Here is a 15,173-nt window from a genome sequence, read left to right on the forward strand (position 1 = left end):
GCTAAAATTCAGACAGCTTGTTGTATTTAGCCATTTAAAAATGAAATAAATAATTTTATGCAAAGACCGGATTAACATCCTTATTTAATCCGGTCTTTTTATTATTATTTATCAGATTTCTGTTCTTTCGCTTAACATTTTATATATAAAGTCTATCCTTACAGCAATATCCTCCACACTGTGATTTTCATCGCCTGTCATGAGTCCTATCATTATATTCATTATACCGCCCTGTAAAAATTTCAGTATAAAATCATCATGATCATTATCTTTAAAAACCACTTTCAGGAATTTTTTCATGTACTCATCTGTAGAAATAGATATCAGATATATCAGCTTATCACGAAAAAACAGTTTATTCTCTTCCAGATTCTCCATAAAATGCAGAAACAGCATTTCAATCAGCTCCCTGTAGCTGATACTTTCCATCATAGTTATTTTCCCTATAATTTTTTCAAAGTTATTGTTGAAATAATATAGAACAATATCCTCTTTGCTTTCAAAATTTCTGTAATAACTAAGCCTTGATACTCCTGCTTTTTTACATATTTCTGTTATTTTTATCTCATGAAAAGATTTCTTTCTCATTAAATATACCAATGACTGCACTATCAAGCCTTTACTCTGTATTTTCTGTTCCACTTTGCTTCCCATTCCTGCCTCCCTGATTATAAATTTATAAAATAATTTTCTCGTAAAAGTAACAAAACAACTGGTTTTGTATCTTTAAAAAAAGAATTTAGTGTGTTATATTATTTTATGTAACAATTGTATCATATGAGTTTTTTTTCTGGAAGAGAAAAAAACAAAAAGAATTTAAGGAGAGAACATAATGAAAATACTTGGAATTTCAGCAGGCACAAGAAACGGAAATAATGATTCGATGTGTAAGGAAGCACTGATGGGAGCAAAACTGGCAGGAGCCGAAGTAGAATTTATAAGACTGCTTGATCTTGATATTAAGCATTGTACAGGCTGTACTGTCTGTGTAAGAACTCTGATGTCAGGACAGGGCGGAATATGTACGCTAAAAGATGATTTTGAATGGATAAAAGATAAAATTCTGGATGCTGACGGATTGATTTTTTCTGTTCCTATTTTTGAAAAAGGAGCACTTGGATTGTTCAGAACCCTTCTTGACCGTTTCGGACCGAGAATGGACAGAGCAAACAATGTTATCGGTACAGAAATAGCAAGAGAAAACGGCGGCAAGGAACCGGATCAGAGAATCTTGAAAAATAAGGTTGTTTCATACATGAGCTTAGGCGGCTCTGAGTGGACAACAAGAGTTCAGTGTGATATGGAGCTGTTTTCACTGGTTCCTATGTGGAAAACAATAAACAATGAAGTTTTTGACTGGTCTTCAAATATTATTTTAGACGATAAAAGAGTAAAAAAAGTAAATGAAATCGGACAAAATCTTGCAAAAGCCGCTTTTGACATAGAAAAAGCAGAATATCTCGGAGATTCGGGAATATGCCCTCACTGTCACAGCAGAAACTTTTATTTAAATAATAATTCCAACGAAGCTATATGCTGCTTATGCGGAATAACAGGAGAAATTAAGACAACAGACGGAAAAATCAGCTTTCACTTTCCGGAAGAACAAATTTCACATGCACATAATACAATGCCCGGAAAAATTATTCATGTCAATGATATTAAACAAACAGTGGAGACATTAAAAGAAGTGAAAAGTTCTGATTTATACGCTGACAGAATGAAAAAATACAAAGAATTTATTCAGCCGGTTATGCCCGAAAATTAATTTGCAACCACAATAACCAAAAAATATATAAAAATGCAGTAAATAATATTACTGCATCTTTTTTTATTCAGTCAGTCCGGAGTCAAATATTTCTTCTCTCTTATTAATAAAAAAACAGTTCTCTTATATTCAAAATCCTATAATAAGAACTGTTTATCGTTTTATTTATTCGCATTCCTAATTTATTGCTGCCCCGTCCTTAAATGTAATAGTTTCCAGCTCAGTTCCGTCCTCGTCAAATGTCGTGATAGTACCGTTATTTACATTACTTCCCTCAAATACGCCTATAGTGGCAATATTCCCGTTCCCGTAATAAATAACAAGACCGTTCAGCGTGTCATCTCCGGAAGGTTCAAATTCTTTAATATGACCTTCTGTTGTCTCAAAAATATATGCCGGTTCTTTGGTATCTGCAAAATAGTCCACCACTATATACAGATTTCTTCCCTGCGAATAAACTTTACGCTCATATTCGGCATCTGCCTTGCTGACAGAATTCCCTTCCGGATCAAAGTAAATCACGGTTTTCCCTTTAGAATACTGCAGGCTGTCATATTTTGCTATTCCTGATTTTTGTGCAGAAAAAACTGATAATGCTAAAAGTAAAAATAATATCAGACTTAATTTTTTCATACTGTCCTCCTGTTTAATTTCTTTATATTATATCATTAATTAATCGTTTTAGATATAAGATTTTTAAAAACTTTTTCTTTTGTAACTATGCTCAAAAAATGTTATAATTAGGGATATTTTATCATATACGGTATCTTTATTACTGACAATTTTACAGCTGATAAAAACAGAATCACTGTTCTGTAAAAAATATAAAATTTCAGCAATAAATCTACCTGTTAAGAAGGAGTTTCAAAATGTCATATAAAAAAATCGACAGTCATATTATTTCTGAATTTTTGTCTTTTCTTGATGAAAAGCAGGTTATTGCTTCAGAAAACGAAAAGCTGGCATACGCACAGGATAAAACAGAAGATTTTGTATATATGCCGGAATTAGTTTTGGTTCCCGGCAATACAGAGGATATCTCAAAAATATTAAAAATATGTAATAAACACATAATTCCTGTTACGGTGAGAAGTACCGGTACAGGACTCAGCGGCGGAGCACTTCCGGTAAAAGGCGGAATTGTGATTTCCATGGAAAAATTCAACAAAATACTCAATATTGATACTGATAATTTCCAGATAACTACAGAGCCGTTTGTCATAAATTATATTTTACAGCAGGCAGTAAAAGAAAAAGGTCTTTTTTATCCTCCTGATCCTGCTAATTACAAAGACTGCTCTATCGGAGGAAATATATCTGAAAATTCAGGCGGACCCAAAGCTGTCAAATACGGCACTACGAAAGATTACGTTCTAAGTCTTGAAGTAGTACTTGCCAACGGAGATATTATACACACAGGAAGAAATCTTATAAAAGATGTCGCAGGCTATAATCTGACACAGCTCTTTGTGGGAAGCGAGGGCACTCTCGGGATTATTACTAAAGCTACATTAAAGCTCCTTCCTGTTGTAAAAGAAAATGTACTTATGCTTATGTCATTTACTTCTGTGGAAGACGCAGGAAAAGCTGTAAATACTATTTTGAATACGGGAATTATTCCAAGCTCTCTTGAATTTATGGAAAGAAATGCCCTTATTATATCCAAAGAACATATAAATGCTGAATTTCCTCCTGTAAGTGAAAAAACTCAGGCACATCTTATAGTAGAGCTTGACGGCAATGATTATGAAAAACTTCTTGAAGAAAGAGAACTTCTGAAAAAAGCAGTAGAAAATGCTGACAACCCTGAATTTATCCTCTTTGCCAATTCAGAGGAGGAAAAAGAACAGATATGGACACTGCGTAGAAATACGGGAACTGCCGTAGGAGATAAGGATGTTTATAAGGAACAGGATATTTCCATACCGCGTGCCAATATCCCGAAAGCAGTAAATTATATCAATAACTGGTGTCAGAAATACGGCTATACAGCTGCATGCTACGGACATGCAGGAGACGGGAATATCCATGCAAATATTTTGCGTTCGGGAGTTTCTGACGATATCTGGAATAATAAGCTGAAACTGCACCTAAAAGAGCTTTTTGATTATATATGCAATGCCCTGAACGGCTCAGTTACCGGAGAACACGGAATAGGCTTTGTTCAGAGAGAATATCTTCCGGTTATGATAGACCAGACTACACTTAATATAATGAAAAGCATAAAGAATCTTCTTGATCCGAATAATATTATTAATCCGGGTAAGATTTTTCTGGATTAGACGCAGTCTGGGGTACACGAAAATTAAATAAGAAAAATATTTTGATACTGTCAAAAAATAAAAAAGTTATGTCTTCATTAAGTTCACATAACTTTTTATTATATTATTCTGATTTTTAATTACAGCTTTTTTTCTGCATCTTCAAGAGAGCTGTATCCGTACATTTTTACCATATTCTCAAGATTATCACGGACCAGATTCCGTCCGGCACGGACACAGTCAAGAATATATGAATAATAAAGCTCCAGAGTCTCCACCGAATATGTAAGAAGCTCCCCCCTGTAATATGTTTCCACTGAAGTCACTTCCTCTGTATCGTCGTTTTTTTCCAAAGGTCTTCCTGCATTGGAAAGCTTAGGATATTTTTTATTTACCTCTTTCCTCCACGGAAGATATTCCTTTAGAATATTTTCAGTTATTTCCTGTTTTATATCACTTATTTTGGGAAGCTTGTCTTTAATTTTCCCATATTCTTCCGGCATTGTGTATTCCATCATTCTGGCATATTTTTCAGTAAGAAGATTATATCCTGCTGCCTCTGCTCTGATCAGATCTGTAAGATAACTGTTTAAAACAGGAGTATTGCAAGTTTCCCACTGGCTTTTCCTCATTATTTCAAATGTCTCCCGATCATTCTGACACGAGGCCTGTCCACCGATATTCTGTGTATTATGAAACATTTTCCATTCTCTCTGTGTTATTTCCTCTGCCAGCTCCTGTATACTTTTTTCAGTCATAAATTTTCTCCTTTCCGGTTACATAACCTGTTTTTAGCTGTACTAATCTATCCACGGATTAGAATTTCTCAAACTCTCATCTGATATTTTTCTCTGAATATCCGGTCCGTGATCAAGTAAAAAATCACTTTTATTTTCAGAAATCCCCTGTATTTTCAGCTCATTAATTATCAGTCCGCAAATTTTTTCTGCTGTTTCAGGCTTTTCGGAATTTTGTATACTTATAAGATTATTAAGCAAATTATGCACTTCTTTGCCAAGTATAGGCAAAAACTGCATATCCTTATGCATCCATTTATAAAAAGGCATATATTTTTTATTCAGAAGATAAATCATGTATATACTTTCATTGATAAACTCAGCTTCTGCAATTCTTGCAGCAACAAATTCCCCTCTTTTCAGACATCTTCCAAGGTTATATTGTCCCGATTGGGCTATTTTCATACATCTGGAAGCTATTTTATCAAGCCTTATATCCTCAGGATAATATTCCAGAAGGCGGTTTCTTATTTTCGTAAATTCGCCCAAGGGATCGCTGAATACACTGCCGTTTGTTACTATAGAAAGATTTGTTTCGGGAATCATTCTCCATTCATCCAGCGTTTCAGGCCCGTTTTCTTTTCCTGTAAATTTCCGGTAAAAGCTTTCTGTATTCAATACTCCCCGTCTGCCGCCTCCCCATTCGCTCATTTTCAACGCAGGAAACGACATAAAGCTCTTTGGCAGAGAATCCAGTATTTCCCTGAGCTTTCCGCCGTATATCCGGTAATCTTCCTTTGTCAGCCAAAAACAGCATGATGGTCCGAAATCATGGTCTCTTGATATTTCATCATCATAACCGTAACACTCAGAACCCTCGCCTACAAGTCCGACCGCTGTCCGTTCTGTAAGCTCTCCTGCTTCTTTCTCTATCACAGGCTTGCAGACTTTTTCATAATAAAGCCTTGACAGTTCCATTCCTTTCATGATTCTTCACCTGTTTTTGCCCTTACTGCTTTCAAATTCTCTTCAAGATTTTTATAATTAATGCTGTTTTTTCCAAATGTCTTTTCACAAATCCGAAGGCTTTCCTCAAATAAATCTCCGGCTTTTTTATATTCCTTCTCTTCATAGAAAAATATAGCAAGATTGTTTAAAGCCGCTGAATAAAGCGAATGCTCTTTTCCCAGTGTTCCGGCAAATATTTCCAAAGCTTCTTCCGTACATTTTTTAGCTTTTTCCCTTTTTCCAGTTAATTTATAAGGAAGTACAAGATTATTAAGAGTAGTTCCGTATTCAAGCCTGTAATCCGACAGCTTTCCCAGAATTTCCAGACTTTTTTCATGCAGCTCCAAAGCCTTTTCGTATTCCTTTATATCCTGATATAAAAGCCCCAGATTATTACATACACTTGCATATAGATATCCGTTTTCACCATTTGCTGAATATATTTTCATGCTCTTTTTATAAAGCTCCAGAGCTTTATCATACTCTCTCATAAATCTGTATAATTCTGCAAGATTTAAAATACAAGTGGCATATTCTCTATTATCTGTGCCGTATTTTTTTCTTATAAGCTTTTCTGACTCAAGCAAATAGCTCTCTGCCTCGCTATATTCGCCTACATATCTCAAAATTCCGCCTAAATCATTTAATATTGTTATTACTTCATTACTCTCAGTACCGTAATTCTGTCTCGCAGCAAAAAGCAGTTCCCTGTAAACGGGAATTTGCTCCAAAACTTTTCCCTGTTTTTTTAATTCCAAAATTTTTTCTGTCAGGCTTTCCAAAGACATCTCCATTCTTATTCCTTTCATTTATACATACACTAATAATCCCTGTTTCAAAAATATAGATTTATTATAAACAAATTTCCTGTATTAAATTTATTTGTCTTTTTTATAAAATACCAGTCCCGCTGCTATTAATACTCCCGATATAAACATATACCACGGATTGGCTATAGCTGCATATACTGCTATTGTAATCCCGCTTATTGTGGCAAGTACGGGAATAACCGGATAACACGGCACCTTGTAAGGTCTTTCTATATCAGGTGCTTTTTTTCTCAGTATTATAACACCCATAAACAGGAAAGAATAATATACCCAGAATACCGCTACAGGGATATCACCGAATACATTGGGATTTCTCGTGATGAATATAAGTGCCAGATAAATACATGCCAAAATATACATAAGTATAGAAGCATTTATAGGCTGATCATATTTTGTATTCACTTTTCCGATTATATTCTTACAGGGAAATTTATTTTCCAAAGCCAGACTGTAAGGAATTCTGGGGCTTGCTATTATAAAACCGTTTAATCCGCCGAATGCAGATATTACAATTCCGGCAAATATAAATTTTGCTCCTTTTTCCCCGAAAAGATAAAGAGCTATTCCGAATATTCCCTGCTCTATTATTTTATTTACGGGAAAAACGGCAAGCAACGCTGTATTAAACAGTAAATATACCAGAGTTATTATACTTAAGCCCCATATTATCGATCTTGGAAGATCTTTCTTCAGATTTTTCAGCTCTCCGGATATGGAACTTACATATATCCAGCCGTCAAATGCAAACATAACAGGCACCAAAGCTTTTCCAAACAAAAGAAAAAAAGATTTCCCGTGACCGCTCCCTGTCATTCCGTATGAATTCCACGTGACATGCAGCATATTCCCTTTTGAAAAACCATATATTATTATCAGAACAATAGGAATTAATTTTGCTGCTGTCGATACTATCTGTATTATTCCTCCGGCTTTTTTTGTAAACATATTTATAAAGCTTACTGCTGTGAGCGTTCCGAAGGAGATAAGAAGCATATAAGGCATATTTGCCTCTATTCCGAGAAAATTCAGCAAAAAAATAGAAAAATAGTATACTATAATTGCTTCTATTGCTGGCATATATAAAATGCAGAGACTCCATCCCACTATATAGGAAAAAAATCTTCCATATATTTCATCTGCATAAGCTACTATTCCCCCAGTTTTAGGTATTGCTGCACTCACTTCCGCAATTGTCAGCCCGGAAAAAATTGTTATTACCCCGCCGGCAGCCCAAGCAAGAAGTGCTATTTTCGGGTTACCCCCTGCTTCATTTAATATCACCTCTGCCTTAAAGAATATCCCTATTCCTATGACAATTCCCACTACCATTGATAATGCTACGAATAAACCGTATTTTTTATTTAAATGCGTTTCCATTTTTTGTAATTCCTATTCCACTAAAAGTTTTTTATATCATTAAATACTACAAAAACCATCAAACCTATAAGAAGACTAAAGCCTATTATATGAAATTTTTCTTCAAGCTTCTTATTTATCTTTATTCCTATCATTTCCAAAAATACAAAAATGATTCTGCCGCCGTCAAGTGCCGGAAACGGCAAAAGATTAAGCAGTCCTATATTAAGTGATATCAACACAAAGAAATTCAGCAGTATTATAAATCCGCCGCTGGAATAAGCCTCTCCCACTACTTTAGTAAGTCCTACCGGACCTGTAAGATTGTTTAATCCTACTTTACCTGTTACCAGCCCCGCCAGTCCTTTTATCATTTCTTCCATTATTTTGAAAAATGAAAGAAAAGACAGCTTTGCCCTGTCAAGAGGATTCATTTTCGGAGCATCTACTTCCACTCCCAGTATATAATTATTTCCCTCTCCTGATGTAAGCTTTGTTTTCAAATCTATCTCTTTATTGTCTCTTAAGACTTTTAAATCTATATCCTGTCCTTTATATCCGCTGACATTTAATTCTATAATATTTTTCGTAAGCTCCTGCCAGTTATTTATTTTATTTCCGTTAAAGGAAGTTATTATGTCTCCCTTTTGCAAAACACTGCTTGCTTCTGCAGATACCGCAACATTCTTTACTTTTGCCGGTATATCCTTAGTTGAGATTACACCTGTTATAGAAAATAAAATAAATAATGCGATTATCCCTGACAAAAAATTCATAAAGACTCCTGCACTTAGTACTATCAGTCTTTTTAAAGGATTTTGCGTATTAAACCCGTTTTCTACTTCATTTTCTGCTTCCACTTCCATTCCGTCTATGCTCACAAAACCGCCGAAAGGAATTGCCCTTATAGAGTAGACTGTTGTTTTTACTTTTTTTGATATAAGCTTCGGCCCCATACCTACTGCGAACTCCAGTACAGGCATATGAAACATCTTCGCTGTTATAAAATGTCCGAATTCGTGGATAAATACTATTATCCCTAATAAAAGCACTGTAATTATTATACTCATAATCTCTCCTTTATCTGAATGTTCTTATATTATATAACAGAATTGAAATTATTACTATTGACATTTTTTATTAGAAATTATATGATAGGATTATACTCTTCGGGGCAGGGTGCGATTCCCTACCGGCGGTAAAGTCCGCAAGCTTATTTTTTTTATAAGCACGAACCGGTTAGATTCCGGTACCGACAGTTATAGTCTGGATGAAAGAAGATTTTTATGCTGCTTTCTTTCATTGCTTGATGAAAGTTTTTTTATTTTGGGAGGACTTCATATTATGGATAAGAAATTCAGGTTTTTCAGCAATATCCTTATAATTATTGCAGCAGCTATGTGGGGAATAGACGGTGTGCTTCTTACTCCGTCATATTTTTCGGTATTTCATTTTTATAATGTGGAATTTATTGTGTTTGTGGCACATTTTATTCCATTTATATTTTTGAGTATTTTTATGTTTAAAAAGTATAAATATTTAAAAGTGTTTACTCTGAGTGATATAACATACTTTTTCCTGATTGCCCTGTTCGGGGGTGTCATAGGTACACTTTCTATGGTAAAAGCACTGCAGCTCAGTGAATTCAGCCAATACAGCGTTGTTATACTGCTTCAGAAATTGCAGCCTGTTTTTGCTATTTTACTTGCAGCAATACTGCTAAAGGAAAAACCCGGCAAAAAGTTTTACCTTCTGGCGTTAGTTGCCGTATGTTCCAGCTATATACTTGCTTTTGGCTTCAAAAGTCCTATGCTTCTCGAAAAAAATAATGTGCAGGCATCTTTATACTCTGTTCTTGCTGCTTTTTCTTTTGGAAGCGGTACGGTATTCGGAAGAAAGGTTTTAAATAAATATGATTTTTCCACAAGTACTTTTTACAGATTTACATTTACAGCTCTTATTATGTTTGTAATACTTCTGTTCAAAAAAGAACTCGGGACTGTATATGCATTTACAGCCAATAAGGACATGGTTTTTCTTGCATTATTTATTGCCTTTTTCGGACTTTTGGCTGTATTTATATATTATTTGGGATTAAAAGGAACCTCTGCATCTGTAGCCACTCTTTGTGAACTGGCTTTTCCGCTGACTTCAGTGGTTTTAGAAGGAATCCTCAGACATAGGGTTCTCAGCTTTATTCAGATTATCGCTGCTTTAGTTTTGATTTCTTCAATTTTATATCTGAATTTTTCAAATATTAATTCTGAAGAAAAATTTGAAAAAAGCTGATCTGATTCCAATACAAAAACTAAAATTAAAAAACGGAGTTTGTCCCTCATTAAGGATTTACTCCGTTTTATTATATCAGTCCTAATTTTACCATTGCTTTATATACTCCGTCGTCATCAATGGAGTCTGTTACCATATCGGCACACTCTTTCAGATTATCACTCCCGTTTCCCATGGCAATACCTATCTTTGAAGCTTTCAAAAGCTCTATGTCATTATCACCGTCACCAATAGAAACTACTTCTGAAAAATCTATACCGAGATTTTCCAGTAAAATTTTTACCCCAGTCTGCTTTGATACTGATTTTGAAATAATATCCACACCTGCTTCATTCCATCTGAGAATACGCATATTATTTTGCTCCGCTGTTTCGATAAGAATATTATCATATCTGCTCCCTGCGAAAATCCACAGACAATTTCCCGGAATATATCTTTTTTCAAGCTTTTGAGGCATATACTCTATATCCACGACATCCAGATCATTCATTTTTTCAGGATGTAAATTCAGATATGTTCCATCATTATTTATGATTCCATAAGAAAAATCATTTTTCTCTGCCAGTTCAAACATAACTCTGGCTTTGTCTTCATCTATTATCTGATCATGTATTATTTTGTTTTCAAGCCATACAGTATGACCATTTAAAAATACTGCATTATTTATGGAAAGCTTATCAAGATATTCATTAATTGTATACTTCGGTCTTCCTGTGGCTATGATAGGTATTATGCCGGATTTTTTCAGTAATTTTATTGCTTTTTCCGTATTTTCCCTCATTGTATGATCTTTTTTTGATACAAGTGTATCGTCAAAATCAAAAAATACCGCTTTTATCATTTCAAATCCTCCATTGCAATTAAACACAAAAAGGTTCAATTATATTAATTTTTAATAAAAATTGAACTATAGTTTCTGTATTAATTTGTATAAAATCCATAAAATACTTTGATTTTAAAAGTCCTTTTCTTCAAACATGGCGTCATCCATATCTTCATATCCAATGCCGCTTGGTATAATCGTAAATACTTTATCAGTGATCTTAGAAAGCTGTGCATCCATGGCATAAGCCGTTCCGCTCACGAAATCTATTACTCTCTGTCCTATTTCAAAACCTAAAAATTCCAAACTAAAAGTAACTACCTTTTTCTCTTTTATAGAATCCGCAATTAATCTCGAATCCTCAAAAGTTTTCGGCCTTATTATTGATACTGAACTCACTCTCATCTTACCACCTTCTTCTCGTCTTGCACCGCCAAAAATATTTACGATCTTTCTGTTTTCATCGTTTATATTAGTTTCTATAGGCTGAGATTTTATCTGCACGTGTTTTTTAGGCTCATAATACTCCTCCTCAAACTCGTCTTTTTCATCATAATTCATGCCTATCATTTCCAGAATTTTTTTAAACACCTTTTTCCCTCCTATTCAAACAGCTTGCTGCCGATCCTCACTATTGTAGCACCTTCCATCAAGGCTTCCTTATAGTCATTTGACATTCCCATTGATAATTCATCTAAATTCAGATTATATTTTTTATTTATATCATTCTTAACTTCAAATGTTTCTCTGAAATACTTCCTTAGTTCACTTTCATCATCTGTTAAAGGGGCCATTGTCATCAAACCTCTTATATTTATATTATCAGCTCTTACTTTAAATACGTCTGATAACTCTGATACGTGAAAACCTGTTTTTGTTTCCTCATGACTGACATTAACCTGTATCAGTACATCTACTTTTCTCCCGATTTCACAGGCTTTTTCATTTACTTCCTCAAGTAAAGAAATTGTATCTATTGAATGTATTAAATTAACACGCTTAATTATATACTTTATTTTATTTTTTTGCAAGCGTCCAATAAAATCCCATCTTAATTCAGGATTATCAATAGTTTTAATCTTGTCTCTAAATAACTGTGCCTTATTTTCACCAAAATAATTAAACCCCATATTAACTATTTTCTGGTGTTCTTCAATGTCAAAATATTTTGTTACAAATAAAATTTTTACTTTTTCAGGATAAGGTGAATATTTTTTTATATCATTTTCTATTTTACTGTAATTTTCTATGATTTTATCTTTATTAAGCTCCATGCTGTCTCCTTATATAAATTCCACGAACACTTCATTGGCAAGCATTACACCTTTTTTAGTAAGTATTATTCTGTTATTTTCTTTTTTGAGAAGTCCGTTCCCGAATAATTTTTCTACTCTGCTGTCATTAAAATACGGTATTCCTGTATCCAAAAGTCTAAGTCCCAATATTATTTTCATTTTTTCTTTTTCAGCTCTGTCTACATTCTCAAGGCTGCTGATATCTATGGGCAATTCTTTATTGTCTATCATTTTATAATACTTATACAGATTTTTCAGATTTTTATATCTCTGGTCATTGTAATAGCTGGAAGAATTTACTCCCAATCCTATGAATTCCTTATTTTCCCAGTATTTCGTATTATGTCTTGCTTTTTTTCCCGGCTTTGCAAAATTGGATATTTCATAATGAATATAACCGTCTTTTGTCAATTCTTCTATTATTGTCTCGTACATACGTGCTTCGAGATCAATATCAGCTTCCTCTATCAGTCCATTTTCCCTTTGTTTCCAGAATAACGTTCCTTCCTCCCATATAAGAGAATAAACTGATATATGATCTGGACTTATTTCTTTTATTATTTTGATATCATTATAAACATCCTCAAGAGTCTGCCCGGGTATGCCAAACATCAAATCCACAGTTATATTTTCAAAGCCTGCTTCCCTTGCTTTTCTGTATGTCTCCAATGCCTGTGTACCATTATGGTTTCGCCCTGCCGTTTTCAGCACATGATCCTGAAAGCTCTGAATCCCTATGCTGAGTCTGTTTACTCCCGCTTTTCTATAATTACGAAAATCTTCGGTACTATAATTAAGGGGATTTATTTCTGCTGTTACTTCTGCATTTTCTTTCACTTTCAATGCCGAGAGTATTTTGGCGAAATTGTCAGCCCCTATTAATCCAGGAGTTCCCCCTCCAAAATAGACTGTATCATAGTAGTACACCGGATACAGTCTGCTTTCCTTTATTATATAATCTGTATATCTGTCTATTTCATGCCCCATATTTATAAATGTCCAAAAGTCGCAATAAAAACATTTTTTATCACAAAACGGGATATGAATATATAATGCGTCCATAGAATTACCTATATTTCCAAAGTTTTTGTAAATTCTTTCATTGTTTTATCCAGTTTTTCCTGTACTGCTTTTTCTGATTTTTCATTTACGCTGAAATAAAACTTGATTTTCGGCTCAGTTCCTGAAGGTCTTGCAGTTATATATGTATCATCTTCAAGAATAAACTGTATTACATTCTCCACAGGAAGATTGATATCTTTTTCCTCATTTGTTTCATAGTTGTATTCTTTTTTTAGTTTAAAATCTTTTTTTATTTTTATCTTTTTACCCAGAAGCTTATCCTTTACATTTTCACGAAGATCTGTCATTAAAGCTCCCATTTTTTCTATTCCGTCTTTTCCTGCAAGAGTTACTGATTCTATTCCTTCCAGATAAAATCCGTGTTTTTCATAGAATTTTTCCAGCTCTTCCGGAATACTTGTTCCTTCCGAATCATAGAAAGCTGCCATTTCTGCTATAATAAGACTTGTTACTATGGCATCCTTATCTCTTGCATGTGTACCTACTAAATATCCGTAGCTTTCCTCAAAACCAAACAGATATGTTCCTTCTATTTCTTTTGCTTCAAACTGTCTTATTTTCTCTCCTATATATTTGAAACCTGTAAGTGTTTTTATAACTCCCACATTTTCAGAAGCTCCTATTTTATCTATCATAGGTGTAGAAACCACAGTTGTTATTACCTTTGCATCTGCCGGAATATTCTTTTTATTATTCAGCAGATACTGTAAGATCAAAAGTCCCATCTGATTCCCGTTTGGATAATACCATTCTCCGGCTTTTGTTTTTACAGCTATTCCTATTCTGTCCGCATCAGGATCATTAGCCATTACGAGAGTCGATCCTATACTGTCCGCAAGCTTTATCCCCAATTCAAAAACAGGTTTTTCTTCGGGATTTGCATATTTTACTGTAGGAAAAGTCCCGTCCGGTTCTATCTGTTCTTTCACTGCCGTTACATCAAAATCAAGCTCCCCAAGTACTCTCATTACAGGTCTTCCGCCTGTACCGTGAAGAGGAGTGTAAACTATCTTAAATTTCTCTTTTCCTTTTATCTCTTTATTTATTACCTGTGTTTTTATTGCTTCTATGTATAAATCGTCTATTTTTTCATCTAAAACTATAATAAGCCCTTTTTCTTTAGCTTCTTCTTCTGACATCAGCTTAATTTCATCAAATCCGTTAATTTTATTTACTTCATTAACTATTCCGGAAGCATGAGGCTCTACCACCTGTGCGCCATCTTCCCAATAAGCCTTATATCCGTTATATTCCACAGGATTGTGACTTGCAGTAACCACTACACCAGCCATGCATCCCATTTCTCTTACGCCGAACGAAAGCTCGGGTGTCGATCTCAGGCTTTTATAAACATAAGCTTTTATTCCGTTTCCTGCCATGACTCTTGCTGTATTCATAGCATATTCCACAGAACCTATTCTACAGTCATGCGCTATTATTATTCCTTTTTTTACAGCATCTTCCTTATTTACAGACAACATATAATTAGCCAGTCCCTGAGTGGCTTTTCTAATAACATATTTATTTATTCTGTTAGTTCCTACACCTCTGATACCTCTAATACCTCCTGTACCAAAAGTAAGGTCCTTATAAAATCTTTCTTCCACTTCTTTAGTATCACTTTTTATATTCTCCAATTCTTTTTTGTCTTCCTCGTCAATAAAGTCTGAATGAAGCCACTCGTTGTATCTTTGAATATAATTTTCCATTTTATCCTCCTGAT

Annotated in this window: 15 protein-coding genes and 1 riboswitch; of the genes, 3 read left to right on the top strand and 12 right to left on the bottom strand. The window is 34.3% G+C overall.

All coding sequences use genetic code 11. From position 1 onward, the window contains the following. Positions 1-111 precede the first annotated feature (111 nt). Positions 112-654, bottom strand: coding sequence for a TetR/AcrR family transcriptional regulator (locus STERM_RS16320; protein WP_012862729.1), 543 nt, complete (start codon positions 652-654; stop codon positions 112-114). A 178-nt stretch (positions 655-832) separates the two neighbouring features. Between STERM_RS16320 and STERM_RS16325 the strand changes: the two genes are divergently transcribed. After that, entirely contained in the window at positions 833-1,768 is a 936-nt protein-coding gene (locus tag STERM_RS16325; protein WP_012862730.1) for an NAD(P)H-dependent oxidoreductase, read from the top strand. 177 nt (positions 1,769-1,945) lie between these two features. Here STERM_RS16325 and STERM_RS16330 read toward each other — a convergent pair whose 3' ends face one another. Further along, positions 1,946-2,401, bottom strand: coding sequence for a hypothetical protein (locus STERM_RS16330; RefSeq protein ID WP_012862731.1), 456 nt, complete (start codon positions 2,399-2,401; stop codon positions 1,946-1,948). 236 nt (positions 2,402-2,637) lie between these two features. On the opposite strand from STERM_RS16330, the gene STERM_RS16335 reads away from it, so the two are divergent. Continuing rightward, positions 2,638-4,050, top strand: a complete 1,413-nt coding sequence (locus STERM_RS16335; RefSeq protein ID WP_012862732.1) for an FAD-binding oxidoreductase — start codon at positions 2,638-2,640, stop codon at positions 4,048-4,050. Positions 4,051-4,169: 119 nt separating this feature from the next. On the opposite strand, the gene STERM_RS16340 is transcribed toward STERM_RS16335, so the two are convergent. From STERM_RS16340 to STERM_RS16360, 5 genes are all read right to left on the bottom strand, one after another. Next, the gene (locus STERM_RS16340; protein WP_012862733.1) at positions 4,170-4,787 is read right to left on the bottom strand and encodes a DUF4125 family protein; all 618 of its coding nucleotides are present in this window, start codon (positions 4,785-4,787) and stop codon (positions 4,170-4,172) included. A gap of 42 nt (positions 4,788-4,829) precedes the next feature. Beyond that, a complete protein-coding gene (locus STERM_RS16345) occupies positions 4,830-5,753 on the bottom strand; it encodes a DUF4037 domain-containing protein (RefSeq protein WP_012862734.1) in 924 nt (307 codons plus the stop codon). After that, positions 5,750-6,583: a tetratricopeptide repeat protein gene (locus tag STERM_RS16350; protein ID WP_041310068.1), complete on the bottom strand. Its 834-nt coding sequence runs from the start codon at positions 6,581-6,583 to the stop codon at positions 5,750-5,752. Before STERM_RS16350 ends, STERM_RS16345 begins: the two co-directional genes overlap by 4 nt. A 69-nt stretch (positions 6,584-6,652) precedes the next feature. Next, positions 6,653-7,981, bottom strand: coding sequence for an APC family permease (locus STERM_RS16355; protein WP_012862736.1), 1,329 nt, complete (start codon positions 7,979-7,981; stop codon positions 6,653-6,655). A 20-nt stretch (positions 7,982-8,001) separates the two neighbouring features. Then, on the bottom strand, positions 8,002-9,030 hold the full coding sequence (locus STERM_RS16360) for a M50 family metallopeptidase (RefSeq protein ID WP_012862737.1): 1,029 nt from the start codon (positions 9,028-9,030) through the stop codon (positions 8,002-8,004). Positions 9,031-9,121: 91 nt separating this feature from the next. After that, positions 9,122-9,246: riboswitch (FMN riboswitch) on the top strand. 58 nt (positions 9,247-9,304) lie between these two features. Between STERM_RS16360 and STERM_RS16365 the strand changes: the two genes are divergently transcribed. Then, complete coding sequence (locus STERM_RS16365) at positions 9,305-10,249, top strand: DMT family transporter (protein ID WP_012862738.1); 945 nt, start codon at positions 9,305-9,307, stop codon at positions 10,247-10,249. A 70-nt stretch (positions 10,250-10,319) separates the two neighbouring features. On the opposite strand, the gene STERM_RS16370 is transcribed toward STERM_RS16365, so the two are convergent. The 5 genes from STERM_RS16370 to STERM_RS16390 all read right to left on the bottom strand — a co-directional run bounded on the left by STERM_RS16370 (position 10,320) and on the right by STERM_RS16390 (position 15,159). Continuing rightward, positions 10,320-11,090 carry a Cof-type HAD-IIB family hydrolase gene (locus STERM_RS16370; protein ID WP_012862739.1) on the bottom strand — a complete coding sequence of 257 codons (771 nt, stop codon included), beginning with the start codon at positions 11,088-11,090 and terminating at the stop codon, positions 10,320-10,322. 114 nt (positions 11,091-11,204) lie between these two features. Continuing rightward, positions 11,205-11,663: a cell division protein SepF gene (locus STERM_RS16375; protein WP_012862740.1), complete on the bottom strand. Its 459-nt coding sequence runs from the start codon at positions 11,661-11,663 to the stop codon at positions 11,205-11,207. Positions 11,664-11,674: 11 nt separating this feature from the next. Beyond that, on the bottom strand, positions 11,675-12,346 hold the full coding sequence (locus tag STERM_RS16380; protein ID WP_012862741.1) for a YggS family pyridoxal phosphate-dependent enzyme: 672 nt from the start codon (positions 12,344-12,346) through the stop codon (positions 11,675-11,677). A gap of 9 nt (positions 12,347-12,355) precedes the next feature. Next, on the bottom strand, positions 12,356-13,429 hold the full coding sequence (gene hemW / locus STERM_RS16385) for a radical SAM family heme chaperone HemW (RefSeq protein WP_012862742.1): 1,074 nt from the start codon (positions 13,427-13,429) through the stop codon (positions 12,356-12,358). 8 nt (positions 13,430-13,437) lie between these two features. Further along, positions 13,438-15,159, bottom strand: a complete 1,722-nt coding sequence (locus tag STERM_RS16390; RefSeq protein WP_012862743.1) for a phospho-sugar mutase — start codon at positions 15,157-15,159, stop codon at positions 13,438-13,440. Positions 15,160-15,173 lie beyond the last annotated feature (14 nt).

The organism is Sebaldella termitidis ATCC 33386, from assembly GCF_000024405.1.
Taxonomy (GTDB): domain Bacteria; phylum Fusobacteriota; class Fusobacteriia; order Fusobacteriales; family Leptotrichiaceae; genus Sebaldella; species Sebaldella termitidis.